The sequence below is a fragment of the Collinsella sp. AF02-46-1 genome (assembly GCF_003465825.1).
Classification (GTDB): domain Bacteria; phylum Actinomycetota; class Coriobacteriia; order Coriobacteriales; family Coriobacteriaceae; genus Collinsella.
The window spans coordinates 1-15,011 of record NZ_QSBV01000020.1 but is presented as its reverse complement, the minus strand read 5'-3'; the positions used below and the strand labels follow the sequence as shown (position 1 = coordinate 15,011).

General features: G+C 63.5%; 16 protein-coding genes. 2 read left to right on the top strand and 14 right to left on the bottom strand.

The window, feature by feature from the left end; translation table 11 throughout:
- Positions 1-52: 52 nt before the first annotated feature.
- Positions 53-1,342, bottom strand: a complete 1,290-nt coding sequence (gene eno, locus DWV20_RS08390) for a phosphopyruvate hydratase (RefSeq protein ID WP_099432260.1) — start codon at positions 1,340-1,342, stop codon at positions 53-55.
- Between the two features lie 325 nt (positions 1,343-1,667).
- On the opposite strand from eno, the gene DWV20_RS08385 reads away from it, so the two are divergent.
- Entirely contained in the window at positions 1,668-3,083 is a 1,416-nt protein-coding gene (locus DWV20_RS08385) for an ATP-binding protein (RefSeq protein ID WP_233539806.1), read from the top strand.
- Between the two features lie 39 nt (positions 3,084-3,122).
- On the opposite strand, the gene mazG is transcribed toward DWV20_RS08385, so the two are convergent.
- The 3 genes from mazG to larC are packed head-to-tail and all read right to left on the bottom strand — an operon-like array spanning position 3,123 to position 5,075.
- A complete protein-coding gene (mazG, locus tag DWV20_RS08380) occupies positions 3,123-3,983 on the bottom strand; it encodes a nucleoside triphosphate pyrophosphohydrolase (protein WP_118256796.1) in 861 nt (286 codons plus the stop codon).
- A 2-nt stretch (positions 3,984-3,985) separates the two neighbouring features.
- Positions 3,986-4,534 carry a phosphodiesterase gene (gene yfcE / locus DWV20_RS08375; RefSeq protein WP_118256795.1) on the bottom strand — a complete coding sequence of 183 codons (549 nt, stop codon included), beginning with the start codon at positions 4,532-4,534 and terminating at the stop codon, positions 3,986-3,988.
- A gap of 55 nt (positions 4,535-4,589) precedes the next feature.
- The gene (gene larC, locus DWV20_RS08370) at positions 4,590-5,075 is read right to left on the bottom strand and encodes a nickel insertion protein (protein ID WP_118256794.1); all 486 of its coding nucleotides are present in this window, start codon (positions 5,073-5,075) and stop codon (positions 4,590-4,592) included.
- Positions 5,076-5,369: 294 nt separating this feature from the next.
- Here larC and DWV20_RS08365 point away from each other — a divergent pair, with 294 nt between their 5' ends.
- Positions 5,370-6,281, top strand: a complete 912-nt coding sequence (locus DWV20_RS08365) for a PHP domain-containing protein (RefSeq protein ID WP_118256793.1) — start codon at positions 5,370-5,372, stop codon at positions 6,279-6,281.
- 27 nt (positions 6,282-6,308) lie between these two features.
- Here DWV20_RS08365 and hisE read toward each other — a convergent pair whose 3' ends face one another.
- From hisE to hisG, 10 genes are all read right to left on the bottom strand, one after another.
- Entirely contained in the window at positions 6,309-6,626 is a 318-nt protein-coding gene (gene hisE / locus DWV20_RS08360) for a phosphoribosyl-ATP diphosphatase (RefSeq protein ID WP_117629974.1), read from the bottom strand.
- Positions 6,627-6,641: 15 nt separating this feature from the next.
- Positions 6,642-6,869, bottom strand: coding sequence for a hypothetical protein (locus tag DWV20_RS08355; protein WP_117799851.1), 228 nt, complete (start codon positions 6,867-6,869; stop codon positions 6,642-6,644).
- Positions 6,866-7,207 (bottom strand): phosphoribosyl-AMP cyclohydrolase, encoded by a 342-nt coding sequence (gene hisI, locus DWV20_RS08350; RefSeq protein WP_118256792.1) that lies wholly within the window; start codon positions 7,205-7,207, stop codon positions 6,866-6,868. Before hisI ends, DWV20_RS08355 begins: the two co-directional genes overlap by 4 nt.
- A 147-nt stretch (positions 7,208-7,354) precedes the next feature.
- Entirely contained in the window at positions 7,355-8,137 is a 783-nt protein-coding gene (gene hisF, locus DWV20_RS08345) for an imidazole glycerol phosphate synthase subunit HisF (protein ID WP_117716250.1), read from the bottom strand.
- A 3-nt stretch (positions 8,138-8,140) separates the two neighbouring features.
- Positions 8,141-8,884, bottom strand: coding sequence for a HisA/HisF-related TIM barrel protein (locus DWV20_RS08340; protein WP_117817579.1), 744 nt, complete (start codon positions 8,882-8,884; stop codon positions 8,141-8,143).
- Positions 8,881-9,582 carry an imidazole glycerol phosphate synthase subunit HisH gene (gene hisH, locus DWV20_RS08335; protein ID WP_118256791.1) on the bottom strand — a complete coding sequence of 234 codons (702 nt, stop codon included), beginning with the start codon at positions 9,580-9,582 and terminating at the stop codon, positions 8,881-8,883. The genes DWV20_RS08340 and hisH overlap by 4 nt, the downstream gene beginning before the upstream one ends.
- Before the next feature lie 79 nt (positions 9,583-9,661).
- Positions 9,662-10,249 (bottom strand): imidazoleglycerol-phosphate dehydratase HisB, encoded by a 588-nt coding sequence (gene hisB, locus DWV20_RS08330; RefSeq protein WP_117779030.1) that lies wholly within the window; start codon positions 10,247-10,249, stop codon positions 9,662-9,664.
- Positions 10,250-11,365: a histidinol-phosphate transaminase gene (gene hisC, locus DWV20_RS08325; protein ID WP_233539805.1), complete on the bottom strand. Its 1,116-nt coding sequence runs from the start codon at positions 11,363-11,365 to the stop codon at positions 10,250-10,252.
- 1 nt (position 11,366) lies between these two features.
- Positions 11,367-12,803, bottom strand: a complete 1,437-nt coding sequence (gene hisD, locus DWV20_RS08320; RefSeq protein WP_118256789.1) for a histidinol dehydrogenase — start codon at positions 12,801-12,803, stop codon at positions 11,367-11,369.
- Between the two features lie 105 nt (positions 12,804-12,908).
- On the bottom strand, positions 12,909-14,624 hold the full coding sequence (hisG, locus tag DWV20_RS08315; protein ID WP_118256788.1) for an ATP phosphoribosyltransferase: 1,716 nt from the start codon (positions 14,622-14,624) through the stop codon (positions 12,909-12,911).
- Positions 14,625-15,011: the final 387 nt, after the last annotated feature.

The window sequence follows — 15,011 nt, the reverse complement described above, 5'->3', positions numbered from 1 at the left end:
AGTCAAGGCGGGACGGAACCGAGTCAGCCTCCCCCTCGCCAAATTCGTCCGTTTAGCGAATGTTGTAGAACGCAGACTTGCCGGCGTAGCGCGCGCTACCCTCGAGCTCGTCCTCGATACGGATGAGTTGGTTGTACTTGGCGATGCGGTCGCTACGGCACGGGGCGCCCGACTTGATCTGGCCGGCATTGACGCCCACGACCAGGTCGGCGATCGTGGAGTCCTCGGTCTCGCCGGAACGGTGGCTCACGATGCAGGCGTAGCCGGCCTCCTTGGCGGTCTCGATGGCCTCGAGCGACTCGGTGAGCGTGCCGATCTGGTTGACCTTGACCAGGATCGCGTTGGCGGCGCCCAGCTCGATGCCCTTCTTGAGGCGCTCGGTGTTGGTGACGAACAGGTCGTCGCCCACCAGCTGCACCTTGTTGCCAATGCGACGGGTGAGCTCAACCCAGCCGTCCCAGTCCTCCTCGGCCATGCCGTCCTCGATGGAGATGATGGGATAGGTGTCGACGAGCTTCTCCCAGTAATCGACCATCTGGGCGCTCGTGTACTCAACACCCTCGCCCTTGAGTTCGTACATGCCGGTCTCGGCGTTGTAGAACTCGGTCGAGGCCGGATCCATGGCGTACATGAAGTCGACGCCGGGCTTAAAGCCGGCCTTCTCCACGGCCTTGGTGATGTACTCGAACGGCTCGGCGTTGGTCTTGAGGTTGGGCGCAAAGCCGCCCTCGTCGCCCACGCCGCCGCCCAAGCCGGCCTCGTGCAGCACGCCCTTGAGGGTGTGGTAGACCTCGGCGCACCAGCGCAGACCCTCGGCAAAGCTCGGGGCGCCCACCGGCATGATCATGAACTCCTGGAAGTCGACGTTGTTGTCGGCGTGCACGCCGCCGTTGAGGATGTTCATCATGGGTGTGGGCAGCAGATGGGCGTTGACACCGCCCAGGTACTGGTACAGCGACAGGCCCGCCGACTCGGCTGCGGCGCGGGCAACGGCCAGCGACACGCCCAGAATGGCGTTGGCACCGAGCTTGGTCTTGTTGGGGGTACCGTCCGCGGCGATCAGCGCGGCATCGACGGCGCGCTGATCGAAGGCATCGAGGCCCACGACGGCATCGGCGCACTCGTTGTTGACGTGCTCGACGGCCTGCGAGACGCCCTTGCCCAGGTAGCGGCCCTTGTCGCCGTCGCGCAGCTCGCATGCCTCAAAGGCGCCGGTCGAAGCGCCCGAAGGCACCATCGCGCGGCCGAAGCTGCCGTCCTCGAGCACGACCTCGACCTCGACGGTGGGGTTGCCGCGGCTGTCGAGCACCTCGCGACCGTAGACGTCCAAAATGTCACTCATGTTGTCTCCCTCTCACTTGGAAACGGGTTGAATGCTTGGCGACACGGCATTGCGCCAATGTGGCGCTTTGGTTTGCAAGTTAGCCTTGTCGCACTTTTTGCATTATGCCCTAAGTTAGCCAATGGATACATATGAATTGGAGAAATCATTCTTTAGGGCCCTTGTTTTTACACCAGGCATTCATCTCTAGAGGTCCTCTCCATTAAAATCTCCAATCCGCATTCCGTTTTAACCCGACTTGCGAATGTAAGAGCCAATAATGTGCTTCGCATCGTGCAAAGTTCTGGATATCGTGCAAATCTAAGGGTCTGAAGTTCTGGATATCGTGCATAATCAGGTTATAAAAGTTCTGGATATCGTGCACGAGGTAGCCATGCTTAAACGAAAAGCCTATGACACACTACTAAAATGGAAGCATGAAAGCACTGGTAAAACAGCACTTCTTATTGAAGGAGCCCGCCGCGTCGGCAAGAGCACGCTTGCCCGCACGTTTGGAGAAACCGAATACAAGTCCTGCCTTGTCATTGATTTCTTTCAAGCACCTGCCGAAGTTAAGCAATATTTTGAGGACTATCGCACTGACTTCGACTCGCTCTTCCTCTATCTCTCGGTTTTCTATAACGTCAAACTCTATGAACACGAGACGCTTATCGTCTTTGACGAGGTCCAGATGTACCCACAAGCACGCGGACTCATCAAGTATCTCGTTGCAGACGGACGTTACGACTACATCGAAACTGGATCCCTGCTCAGCATCAAGCAAAACATTAAAGATATCGTCATCCCGTCCGAGGAAGAGTCTTTGGAACTTGAGCCCCTCGACTTTGAGGAGTTCCTCTGGGGCATGGACGAAAGGGGGCTGGCCGATCTCATTCGCATGAGCTTTAGCAAAATGAAGCCGCTCCCCGATGCCCCACATCGCAGAGCGCTCTCCCTTATGCGCGAATACATGCTCGTAGGCGGCATGCCTGAGCCGGTATCCATCTATGTTGAACAGCGCGCTTTTGCGCCCGTCGACGCATCGAAACGCCGAATCGTCCAGCTCTATCGCAACGATATCTCTCGTTTTGCAACCGGTTACGAATTCAAAGTCGTCTCCGTACTCGATGGCATCCCGGGTCAACTCTCTAGGCACGAAAAGCGATTCAAGCTTTCCTCACTTGATAAAAACGCGCGCATGCGCACCTACGAAGCAGCCTTCTTTTGGCTGGCAGACGCGCGAATTGCCAATATCTGCTATGCCGCAAGCGAGCCGAGCGTGGGCCTTTCACTCAGCATGGAGCAAACAGCACTCAAGTGCTACATGGCAGACACCGGCCTGCTTGTGACGCTTGCCTTCTCTGACAACAACGATACCGATGAAGACGTTTACAGGGCCGTGCTTCGCGGCGACATCGGATTGAACGAAGGAATGCTTAGCGAAAACTACGTTGCCCAATCTCTAAAGGCCAATGGACACAGGCTCTTCTTTTATTCCCAAAGCGGAAAGAAGGAGGGGGAGGAGCGCATGGAAATCGACTTCCTCGTTACCCGACCCTATGTCAATGCCGCCGGAAAGCCGCGCATCAGCCCCATCGAAGTTAAGTTGCCACGCAGATACGGAACCATCTCTCTCGACCGATTCCGCGCGCGCTTTAACAAGAAAATTGGGACGGCTTACGTGTTGCACCCTAAACAACTCGAGTGGGATGCCGAAGCGCAGCTGGCACATCTTCCGTTGTATATGGCTTTTTGCTTGTAGAGACCTCTCTGCGAATGGATGCCGCGAGAGACGCAGGTCTCACTCGCTTGCTTTTGCTTGGTCCCACAGGTCGTTGAGTTGAGCGGTTGAGCGGGCGGCGAGGTCATCGCCCGCCCCGCGCGCAGCAGCCTCCATCGCGGCCCAGCGGCGACGGAACTTGGCCGTGCTCGCGCGCAGGGCGCTCTCGGCATCGATGCCCTCCTTGCGCGCAACGTTGACCAGGGCAAAGAGCAGGTCGCCAAACTCCATCTCGCGCTCGGGCGAGCCGGGAGCCTCGGCCTCAAACTCGGCACGCTCCTCGGCAACCTCGTCCCATACGTCCTGGACCGTCTCCCACTCAAAGCCCACGGCAGCCGCCTTGCGCGACACCTTCTGGGCCTGCATCAGCGCCGGCAGATGCGTGGGCACGCCGTCGAGCAGGCTCTCGGGCGCAGCCTCACCCGCTGCCACGGCCTTGTCCTTGGCAGCCTTCTCGGCAAGCTTGACCTCGTCCCAGATCTTGAGCACCTCGTCGGGGCTGTCGGCATTCGCATCGCCAAACACGTGCGGGTGGCGGCGGATGAGTTTGGCGTCGATATCGCGTGCCACATCGGCCAGCGTAAACTCACCGGCGTCTGCCGCAATCTGCGCATGCAGCACGACCTGCATGAGCACGTCGCCGAGCTCCTCGCGCAGATGCGCCACGTCGTCCGCCTCAATGCAATCGAGCGCCTCGTAGGCTTCCTCGATCATGTTCTTGCCGATGCTCTGATGCGTCTGTTCGCGGTCCCACGGGCAGCCATCGGGCTGACGCAGGCGCCAGATGGTCTGCACCAGATGCTGCAGCTCGGCCGACGCATCTACCAGCGTCGACAGGTCGCGCGAACCCTCGGCATTTTGCTGAGCCATATGCTGCGCCATGGTTATTCCTCCTCCAGGATCACGTGGCGGAACGCACCGCCCTCATAGATACCGTAGCTGTGCGTACCGTCCTTGGGAATGCTCACGCTGCCGGGATTGAACAGCCACAGGCCCGGGTGCGCCTCGCTTGCCTCGTTAACCTTGATATGCGTGTGACCGTAGACGAGCGCGGAGCCCTCGGGCAGCGCAGGCGCGTGGTCGACGCTGTTGTGCATGCCGGCACCAAAGACATGGCCATGCGTCAGGAACAGCTCGCGGCCGGCCTCGTCGAACAGCATGGCGTAGTCTGCCATGACGGGAAAGTCGAGCACCATCTGGTCGACCTCGGCGTCACAGTTGCCGCGCACCGCGATGATGCGGTCGGCCAGGGCGTTGAGCAGCGGAATCACGCGCTTGGGGGCGTAATCGCGCGGCAGGTCGTTACGCGGGCCGTGGTAGAGCAGGTCGCCCAGCAGCACGATGCGGTCGGGCTGCTCGGACTCGATGGCAGTGCACAGGCGCTCGGCCCAATATGCCGAGCCGTGGATGTCGGAGGCGATGAGGCATTTCATGGAGGTCCTTTCGGGTGGGGTTGATGGGGCCGGGCGTGGCGTGCCACCGGCCGCGTTACTCAAATCGCAGTGCCGCGGCTTGGGCCGTCTGCATCACGCGTTGGAGCGGCACGTTGTGCTCACGGGCAAGGCGGGCGCAGTCCTCGTACTCGGGCGCCGCGCGCTCGCTGCCATCGGGCAGGGTGGCTACCTTAACGGACACCTCGCCCCAAGGCGTTGCGACCTGCTCAAAGCGGCGCGGCAGGCAAACGCGCTCCATGACCTGGCGCCGGATGCCGTTGGTCGTGGTTTCCAAAAAGATAATCGTCTGCAGGCGCTCGATATCCTCGTGCGAGCAGATCACCTGCAGCTGCCAGCCGGGACGGCCTTTCTTGCAGTAGAGGGGCAGCCAGTGTACCTCGCGCGCACCCGCCTCGCGCAGGCGATCGGCGGCGTAGGCGAGCACCTCGGGCGACGCATCGTCGATGTCGCATTCCAGCTTGACGATGGTCTCGGGCGCATCGATCTCGCGGGACAGCGAAGATGTACTTCCACGTTGCATACGGTCCGGATCCTTTCCGCACGGGCTCGTTTTATTCACCCAAACGCTAGCACATCGGACGTGGCACAGGCGTGACTTTCGCCCGTCGCCGCCCTCGCCCCTATCCAAACATGTACGTCAGCCTCCAAACAGGTCATTTTTTGTCGGTTTTGGAGGCTGACGTACACGTTTTGAAGCGAGGCCGCACCACGCGCCGCGCAGCCTTTCCGATCGATTTCGACCCCCGGCGTGCCCGGCGTGTTGAGGGCTGCGCCATTACAATGGAGCGGATTCACCAAATGCAAAGGAGTCGCCATGCCCGCCTGCCCGCTGGTCGATTGCCACACCCATACTTCGTTTTCGGACGGCCATGCCTCGTTTGAGGACAACGTCCGCGCTGCTGCCGCCGCCGGCTGCCGTGTCATGGTCTCGACCGACCACCTCACCCTGCCTGCCAGCATGGACGCCAACTGCGAAGTGCAGGTTGTCGAGGGCGACTTGCCGGCACATCGCCTGGCCTTTGAGGACGCCCGCAAACTCGCCGCGCAGATTGCGCCGGAGCTCACCTTTATCTACGGTTTTGAATGCGATTGGTACGAGGGCTGCGAGCCCTTGGTAGAGCGCTGGTCCCGGGGCGCAGTCGTACGCCTGGGCAGCGTGCATTGGATTGGCAACCCAGGCGATATTGCGGCAGGCGCTGCGGGCACGGCGGGGACGGAGGACGTCGCTCGTCCCGATACGCCCGATTCGAGCTGCGGCTGGATCGACGACGATACCAACCTGCATGTTTGGGAAAACTTAGGCGTGCGCGGCGTGTGGGAGTGCTACGTCGACGACTGGTGCCGTGCTTGCGAAAGCTCACTCAACTTTGACGCGATGGCCCATCCCGACCTGGTCATGCGCTTTTCGAAGGACGGCTTTGCACCCGACTTTGACCCCGCGCCGTTTTGGGAGCAGATGGCCGAATGCGCCCACGATACGGGTCGGCGGGTTGAGGTCTCGACCGCCGCACCGCGCAAGGGGCTCGACGATTACTACCCCGCGACCGGGCTGTTGCGCCGCTTCGCCCATGCCGAGGTGCCCATCACCTTTGGCTCGGACGCGCACCGCGCCTGCGACATCTGCTGGAACATCCGCGAGGCCCAGGCCCACGCCTACGACTGCGGCTACCGGGCCTTCGATATCCCCCACCCCACCGGCGAATGGGAATCCACGCCCCTCGCCTAACTAGTCGTTTAAGAACGTCCCCAATGACTAGTGGCGGCGGGCGTTGAGTTCGCCGGCCAGTTCGTCGAGGGTGATGCCGTAGCGCTCGAGCGTCACGAGCAGGTGGTAGATCAGGTCGCCGGCCTCGTAGCGGATGTGATCGTGGTCGTTGTCCTTGCAGGCCATGATCACCTCGCTCGCCTCCTCGGCAAGCTTCTTGAGAAGCTCGTCCTCGACGTCGGTCAGCAGACGCGCGGTATAGCTCTCCTGCGGCGGCGCATCGCGACGGCCGTGAATCACCTCGGCCAGTCCCGTCAGCGTCTCACCGATGTTTCCCGGCTGCACGTTAGCTGTTCTGACTCCCATGGTTATTTCCTCTCGTTACTGCAGCGTAAAGTAGGTACCGGTCTCATCGAACCGAGGCTTTGCGCCCTTTTTCTCAAAGAACTCGACGATGACGGCATGGGCCTCATCGAGCCTTTCCTTCTCGGCCTCGAGCCAAAGCGACTGCGCCCCGCAGGCATCAGTCAGGTGCACGCGGCATGGCACGCCCGCGCGGAGGAGCTCGGTGTTGCATTCGGCGACCTCGAACGGCGTCACGACTTTCATCGCACTCCCCCTTCCACGCGCTTAAAGAAGCAGGTACGGTTGCCGGTATGGCAGGCCGGGCCCGGCGAGTCCACCTTGACCAGCAGCGTATCGCTATCGCAGTCGGCCCAGAGCTCCTTGACCTCTTGCATGTTGCCACTCGTCGCGCCCTTGTTCCAGAGCTCCTGACGGCTGCGACTCCAAAACCACGTGGTCCCGGTCTTGAGCGTCAGCCCCACCGATTCCTCGTTCATCCAAGCAACCATAAGCACCTCGCCGGTGTCATATTGCTGAACCACACAAGGAATCAGCCCGTGGGCGTCGTATTTAAGCTCGGTAGCATTTATTACCTCAGTCATCATTTCTCCCAAGTAACAAACGAAATCCCACAGGTCGGCGAGGGTTGTCCAGGTGCCGCAGGTTGCCGCGAAAGAGGAGCGACGCGTACTTTGGTACGCGAGCGACGGTTTGAGCGGCAAGATGCGGTGCCTGGGCAAGCCGCAGCACTAGAAGTCCAGCCTCACAGGGATGCCTTGGCTGGCCATATACTCCTTCACCTGGCGAATGCTGAAGGTTCCAAAGTGAAAGACGCTGGCCGCCAGTACGGCGTCGGCTTCGCCCTCGATCACGCCCTCGGCAAAATGCTCGAGCGTGCCCACGCCGCCGCTCGCGATGACGGGAATCGACACCGCGCGCGCCACGGCGCGGGTGAGCGCCAGGTCAAAACCAGCCTTGGTGCCGTCGCGGTCCATGCTGGTGAGCAAGATCTCGCCGGCGCCGCGACGGGCCGCCTCCTCGGCCCACGCCACCGCGTCGATACCCGTGGCATTGCGGCCTCCCGCGGTAAAGACCTCCCACTTGTCGGCATCCGGCTGCCCAGGCAGGCCGACGCGCTTGGCATCGATCGCCACGACCACGGCCTGGCTGCCAAACGCCGCGGCAGCTTGGCTGATCAGCGATGGGTCGCGCACAGCGGCAGAGTTGAGCGATACCTTGTCGGCACCGGCCGCCACCATCGTTCGCATGCCCGCAAGGTCGCGAAAGCCACCGCCCACGGCGTAGGGAATGGCGAGCTCCTCGGCCGCATGCGCCGCCATCTCGATGGTCGTCGCACGGTTGTCGCTCGTGGCAGTGATGTCCAGGAACACGACCTCGTCCGCACCTTCGCGATCGTAGGCACGGGCAAGCTCCACCGGATCGCCCGCATCGCGCAGGCTCACAAAGTTGACGCCCTTGACCACGCGGCCGTCCTTAACGTCCAGGCAGGGAATGACGCGTTTGGTAAGCATGGGCTACTCCTCCCCTCGCGCGGCGGCCAACGCCTGTACCAGCGTAAAGTTGCCCTCGTAGAGCGCGCGACCGGTGATGGCGCCCTCAATAGCGCCCTCGCCCACTGCGGCGAGCGCACGGATATCGTCGAGCGTCGAGATGCCGCCCGACGCCACAACGGGAAAGCCCGCGACCTCGGCCACGTGGCGATATGCTGCCACGTCGATGCCCGTCTGCATACCGTCGCGCGCGATATCGGTATACACCAGATGTTTAAAGCCCAGCTCCGTGAGCTGCGCCACGGCATCGTCGAGCGCCACACCCGCACCGTCGCGCCAACCGTTCACCTTGACCTGGCCGTCACGGGCGGCAATATCTGCCACCAGCAGCTCGCCAAAGCCTTGGGCCGCCACCTCGGCAAAACCCGGCTCAGTCACCAGCACGGTGCCCAGTGCGATGCGACGCGCGCCGTAGCCGGCCAGCTCGTCGATGCGCGCGAGCGAGCGAACGCCGCCGCCCACGTCCACCGACAGACCGTCGACGCCGCAGATGGCCTCGATCGCCGCCGAGTTGGCAGCGCACGCGTCCTCGTCCTCGCCAAAGGCAGCGGACAGGTCGACGACGTGCACCCAGCTCGCACCCTGCTCGGCAAAGGAGCGAGCAACGGCCACGGGGTCGTCGGAATATACCTTGCAGCGGCTCCGGTCGCCGCGCTCCAGGCGCACGACCTTGCCGCCGATCAAATCGATTGCAGGAAACAGGATCATCGGCCGGCCTCCTCGACGATGTTGACGAAGTTCTTAAGGATGCGCTGACCAAGCGCGGAGGATTTCTCGGGATGGAACTGGCAGCCCCACACGTTGCCGCGACGCACGATGCACGGGAAACTCCGCGTGTAGTGTGTGCGCGCCAAAACATCAGCGGCATCGGCGTCGTCGGTCACCGCGTAGCTGTGAGTGAAGTACATGTTGGCGCCCTCGGCAAAACCGGTGAGCAGCGGGTCGGCAGCACCGGCGGGCGTCATGTGCACCTGGTCCCAGCCCACGTGCGGCACCTTCAGACGACTCGATTCCAAGCGCGTACACGAACCGCGCATGATACCCAGGCCATCGACCCAGGGGCCGCCAGCCTGCTCGGGGGTGCCGCCATCCGCGGCCACGCCCTCGTCCGCAGGCACGCCCTCGTTGCCGCGCTCAAAAAAGAGCTGAAGACCCAGGCAGATGCCGAGCAGCGGAGTTCCGGCGACAACGGCACCGAGCACCGCGTCCGCCTCGCCGCTCTGGCGCATAAAGGCGATCGCGTCATAGAACGCGCCCACACCCGGGATGACCAGGCCGTCGGCGTCGCGGATCTGCTCCGGATCATCCGACGTACAGGCGGCGGCACCGGCGCGCGCAAGTCCGCGCACGACGCTCGACAAGTTGCCCTTGTGGTAGTCGACCACCACGATCTTCGGTTCGCCCACGCGACCCCTCCTCCTCGTCTTGTCCAAAACCACCACAAAGGGGACAGGCACCTTCGTAGTGGTTTTACCTTTGTAGCGGTTACAGCGAGCCCTTGGTGCTGGGGATGCCCTGCACGCGGGGATCGAGCTCGCAGGCGTGGCGCATCGTGCGGCCCACGGCCTTAAAGGCGGCCTCGATAATGTGATGCGAGTTACCACCCGCCAGTTCGCGAACGTGCAGCGTGAGCTTGGCATCGCGCGCGAAGGCGTAGAAGAACTCGACGGCCAGCTCGGTATCAAAGCTGCCCACGCGCTCGGTGGGCACGGGCAGCTCGCAGTAGGCCTGCCCGCGGCCCGAAATATCAACAGCAGCCATCACAAGCGTCTCGTCCATGGCGATCGCCGCGTCGGCAAAGCGCGTAATGCCCGCCTTGTCGCCCAGCGCCTGACAAAACGCCTCGCCCAGCACAATACCCGTGTCCTCGACGGTGTGGTGCGCATCGACCTCCACGTCGCCCACCGCATGCACCGTCAGATCGAACAGACCATGGCGGCCAAAGGCGTTGAGCATGTGGTCGAAAAACGGCACGCCGGTCGAGATATCGCACACGCCGGATCCATCCAGGTCGAGTTTGACGACAATGTCGGTCTCGCCCGTCTTGCGGGTTACCTCGGCATAGCGGTCCATCTACATCTCCTCCTTCACCAGCGCGGCAAACGCGACCAGCACCTCGTCGTTTTCCTGCGGGGTGCCCACGGTAATGCGCAGGCAGTCCGCGAGCCCCGGCGCGTAGCTAAAGTCGCGCACCAGAATCGAATACTCGTCGCGCAGACGCTCGCGCACGCGCGTGGCATGCGGCGTGCGCACGAACACAAAATTCGCCGCGCTCGGCCATGCCTCCACGGGCATGCCCTCGGCAGCCATTGCGCGCAGGGCGCACAACTCGCGCTCGCGCTCGGATGCGACCTGCGCCACCACGGGTGCATACGCATCACGGGCACGCACGCAGGCAAGCGCTGCGGCCTGGCTCAGCACATTGACCGAATAGATCTGGCGAATCGCCGCGAACACATCGATGACCTCGGGCGCCGCGATCACATAGCCCAGACGCGTGCCGGCGGCGCCGAACGCCTTGGACAGCGTGTGCAGAATCACCAGGTTGGGATGCTCGGCGATAAGGCCTTGCGCCGTGGTTGCCGCGCCAAACGAATCGTCGGCAAACTCAACATAGGCCTCGTCGACCATCACCATGCCGGGGCATGCATCGCACAGGGCCGCGACAAAGTCGAGCGGCACCACATCGCCCGTGGGATTATTGGGCGAGGTCACGATTGCCAGGTTGCACTCGGGCGCCGCTGCGAGCACAGCCGCTTGGTCGAGCTCAAAGGTCGCCGGGTCGCGCCACACATCGCGCACTTCAGTCTGGCACAGAGACGCAAAGAACGCATACTCACTAAAGCACGGCGGGCAGTTGAGCAGGGTCCTCCCCGCGCCGCCAAACGCCAGCAGGCAGTTATAGAGCAGCTCGTCACCGCCGTTGCCCACGCAGATATTCTCGCGCGTCACGCCATGCCAGGCAGCAAGCTCGTCGCGCAGGTCGTTGGACATGGGATCGGGATAGCGGTTGAGCGGTGTGGCGGCAAGCGCCGCATCAACCGCCTCGCGCACGCCGACCGGCACGGGATAGGTGTTCTCGTTTGCCGAAAGGTTGATGCGCGTGGGTGTAAAGTTGGGATCGTAGGGCTCAATGCCGGCCAGATAGGGCTGGACGAGCTCCTTCATGCGGGGCGTCAGCTCGGCCATATTAGGCCTCCTTGCCGGTCGGGGCGCCATCCTCGCCCGCAGCCGCCGCCAGGTCCACGCCCTCGGCGACCGTCGCGGTCGCATCGCCCGGCCAGGCGACCTTGGTCAGGTCGGCCGCGGCCAGCGACTCGGCACTCACGGCATCCTCGCCCTGCTCCAACACGCGGCGGCGCAGTGCGGCCGAAAGAGCGTGTGCCCACAGGCCCTCGGCCTCGGCCAGGCGCTGCGTAGCGGGAGCGTCAGAGAGCAGGCCCTCGGGCGTATAGCAAATGACGCTCGAGCGCTTAACGAACTCTTCGACCGAAAGCGGGTTGGAGAACATGGCCGTGCCGCCGGTCGGCAGCGTGTGATTGGGGCCAGCAACATAATCGCCGAGCGGCTCGGAGCTCCAAGCGCCCACAAAGATGGCGCCGGCGTTGCGAATGCCGCCGAGCAGGCCCATCGCGTCCTTGCAGTGCAGCTCAAGGTGTTCGGGTGCCACGGTGTTCACGGCCTCGACGGCGGCAGCCATGTCGGCGGCAACCACGATGGTGCCCTCGTTATCGAGCGAGGCGCGCGTGATCTCGGCGCGCGGGGACTGCGCCACCAGAATGTCGATACCCGCCTCGACCTCGCGCGCAAACTGCTCGTCGCAGGTCACGAGATAGCAGGCCGCCAGCGGATCGTGCTCAGCCTGGGCCATCAGGTCGGCCGCGACCACCATGGGCTTGGCCGTGGCGTCGGCCAGCACGCAGACCTCGGAGGGGCCGGCGACCATGTCGATGCCCACATCGCCCGAAACAATCTGCTTGGCCGCAGCGACAAAGGCGTTGCCCGGGCCGGTAATCTTGTCGACACGCGGAATGGTCTCGGTACCGTACGCCAGCGCGGCCACGGCCTGGGCGCCGCCCACCATATAGATCTCGTCCACGCCGCCGAGCTTGGCCGCGGCGAGCGTGTAGGGGCTGATAAGGCCGTCCTTTTGCGGCGGGGTCACCATGACCACGCGCTTGACGCCGGCGACCTTGGCGGGAATGGCATTCATGAGCACGGTGGAGGGATACTGCGCGCGACCGCCCGGCACGTAGATGCCAGCCGCCGCGAGCGGGGTCACCTTAACGCCGAGCATCGTGCCGTCCGGGCGCGTGGTAAACCAGCTCTGCTCGACCTCGCGCTGGTGGAACTCGCGAATCTGACGCGCGGCTTTCTCGAGCGCGGCGACAAAAGCCGGGTCGAGGCCTTCGAGCGCGGCATCGATCTGCTCCTGCGGCAGACGGAAGCTCTGCAGCTCGACACCGTCAAAACGCTGGCAGTAATCGCGCACCGCGGCATCGCCGTTGGCGCGCACGTTGGCCACGATATCGCGGGCGGCGTCGACGATGTTTTGCGGCAGCACACCCTTGCGGTTGAGCTGGTTGGTGACGAGGCGCTCACCGGGAGCAAGCTTGATGGTCTTCATATCGGTATCCCCTATCGGTCGAGGTTGTGTTCGAAAAACGAGAGACCGGGCGGCGGCGCCAATCGGCCCGCAGCCCGGACGTTGGGGCGTCCGTGCGCGCTCGCGCTATTGTGCCGAGCCCGCGACGGGCTCAAAATGCTTGTCCTTCACGGCAGCCGCCAGGCGATCGGCTAGGTTGCGCACGCGCGGGTCCAGGCGCGCGGCACCCGGATTGACAAAGAAGCGGGCCGTGCAGTCCATAATGCGGCCGGTGATGACCAAGTCGTTGTCGCGCAGGGTGGCACCAGTGGCGGTAATGTCCACGATGCGATCGGTCATGCCGACGATGGGGCCCAGCTCGATGTTACCGTGCAGCGAAACGATGTCGGCGTTCACGCCGCGCTCGGCATACCAGGCACTCGCGATGCGCGGGTACTTGGTTGCCACGCGAAGCGAACCGCGGCGGGCATAGTTGCGCTCGGCCTGACCGGCGCGCCACGCGGGCTCCGCCTCGATAAAGGTGCACAGGCCATAGCCCAGGTCGACCAGCTGCAGCAGGTTGAGGTCCGCCTCGATGAGCGAGTCCCAACCGCAGATGCCGCAATCGGCACCACCGCAGCCCACAAAGGCAGGCGCATCGCTGGAACGCACGATGACAAACTCGATATCGACGACCGCGCCCTTGCCGGCACGCGTGTCGCGGCCGCGCACGATCAGGTGACGGCCGGGGTCACGCAGCTCAGAGACGTCCAAGCCCGCGGTCTCGAGCACGTCGAGCGTGTCGGCCTTAAGCGAGCCCTTGGGCACAGCGATGCGCAGCGGGCCCTCGGCGCCACGGCCCGCGGCGTGGTCGCCATTGGAAGCGGCATCCTCGGCCGAGGTGCGCGCGGCCTCCAGGCGCTCGAGCGAAAAGGCGAAGCCCGCCGCCGGCACCTCGATACCGTCGCCAAATGCGCCGGTAAAGATGGAGTCGTAGCGACCGCCCGAGCCCACCGGATCGGGCAGGCCGCCGGCATAGGCCTTAAAGACCAGGCCCGTGTAGTAATCGAAAGAGTTCATGATGGAGAAGTCGAATGACAGCACCTGGGCGTCCTCGGGTGCCAGGCCCTCGACCAGGGCACGCAGCTCGCGCGTCAGCGGCGCGACGATACCGGCGGTCTCCAGCAGCGCGTCCACGCGGTCAAGCACCTCGGCTCCGCCGTGTAGGCGCGGCAGCTCGCTAATGGCGGCCTTGACGGCCTCGGACTCGGCGCTTGCCGCCACGCGGGCATCGAGGCCCACAAAGTCATTGGCGTGCACGCAGCGCAGGGCCTCGGCAGCCAGCTCGCGATCCTCGCACGCCGCGAGCAGCTCCTTAAAAGGACGCACGCTACCTGCGATAATGCGCGCATCGGGCAACGCCAGCTTGCGCACGGCCTCGGCTACCAGCGAGACAATCTCGACATCGCCCGCGGCGTCGCCCGCACCGATGAGCTCAAAGCCCAGCTGCGTAAACTGACGCGAGCCGCCGGCATTGCGCTGGCACTCGCGAACCACCGGCGCCTCGTAGCGCAGGCGCAGGGGCAGGTCGGCCGCGCGCATGCGGGTCGAAACCAAGCGCACGATCGGCAACGTGTTGTCGGGACGGACCACCAGCAAACGCCCATCATCGTCAAAGAGCTTAAACGGCGTGTCCGCAATGCGGCCACCTTCCTCGAGCGAACCCTTGTCCTCGAGCAGCGGCGTCTCAACCGGCAGGTAATGATGCTCCCTAAAGCAGCCCTTCACCGTACATGCGATCTCCTCGCGTGCCTGAGCCTCCTCGGGCAATATGTCCCGGAATCCCCACGGTGTGGCCGTCATCTGGTGAGCCTCCTCATGCTGTGCTTCGCATAGAACAGAAGACCGGCATAGCTCCGCCGGTCTTCTGGGTACTTTAGCATACTAGAGTGCTTGCGGGGAAAATCGTCTCCCTCGGCTCACAGCGTATTCATTTAGAAACATAGGGGCGGGCCCTCAGCTCAATCTGGCGATTCCCCCAGCCCAGCAGGAAAGCGCGTCCCACTCCGAGCCGCAAGCCCGGGATGAACTTTCCGCCGAAGACACCCTGCGCCGACAGCAACGCAAAAAGGGCGCCCGCGCAAATGCGGACGCCCTTGTGTAGGGTCGAGATATCAACCAGCCAAGATATCGGACCTGCGACCAGCTCTTAGTAGTCGAACTGGTGGTAGTAGCGGCGGTACTTGAGGT

Coding starts and splice junctions, on each gene's coding strand:
- eno (WP_099432260.1), bottom strand. CDS start 1,342: ATGAGTGACATTTTGGACGTCTACGGTCGCGAGGTGCTCGACAGCCGC.
- mazG (WP_118256796.1), bottom strand. CDS start 3,983: ATGGCGCAGCATATGGCTCAGCAAAATGCCGAGGGTTCGCGCGACCTG.
- yfcE (WP_118256795.1), bottom strand. CDS start 4,534: ATGAAATGCCTCATCGCCTCCGACATCCACGGCTCGGCATATTGGGCC.
- larC (WP_118256794.1), bottom strand. CDS start 5,075: ATGCAACGTGGAAGTACATCTTCGCTGTCCCGCGAGATCGATGCGCCC.
- DWV20_RS08365 (WP_118256793.1), top strand. CDS start 5,370: ATGCCCGCCTGCCCGCTGGTCGATTGCCACACCCATACTTCGTTTTCG.
- hisE (WP_117629974.1), bottom strand. CDS start 6,626: ATGGGAGTCAGAACAGCTAACGTGCAGCCGGGAAACATCGGTGAGACG.
- DWV20_RS08355 (WP_117799851.1), bottom strand. CDS start 6,869: ATGAAAGTCGTGACGCCGTTCGAGGTCGCCGAATGCAACACCGAGCTC.
- hisI (WP_118256792.1), bottom strand. CDS start 7,207: ATGACTGAGGTAATAAATGCTACCGAGCTTAAATACGACGCCCACGGG.
- hisF (WP_117716250.1), bottom strand. CDS start 8,137: ATGCTTACCAAACGCGTCATTCCCTGCCTGGACGTTAAGGACGGCCGC.
- DWV20_RS08340 (WP_117817579.1), bottom strand. CDS start 8,884: ATGATCCTGTTTCCTGCAATCGATTTGATCGGCGGCAAGGTCGTGCGC.
- hisB (WP_117779030.1), bottom strand. CDS start 10,249: ATGGACCGCTATGCCGAGGTAACCCGCAAGACGGGCGAGACCGACATT.
- hisC (WP_233539805.1), bottom strand. CDS start 11,365: ATGGCCGAGCTGACGCCCCGCATGAAGGAGCTCGTCCAGCCCTATCTG.
- hisD (WP_118256789.1), bottom strand. CDS start 12,803: ATGAAGACCATCAAGCTTGCTCCCGGTGAGCGCCTCGTCACCAACCAG.
- hisG (WP_118256788.1), bottom strand. CDS start 14,624: ATGACGGCCACACCGTGGGGATTCCGGGACATATTGCCCGAGGAGGCT.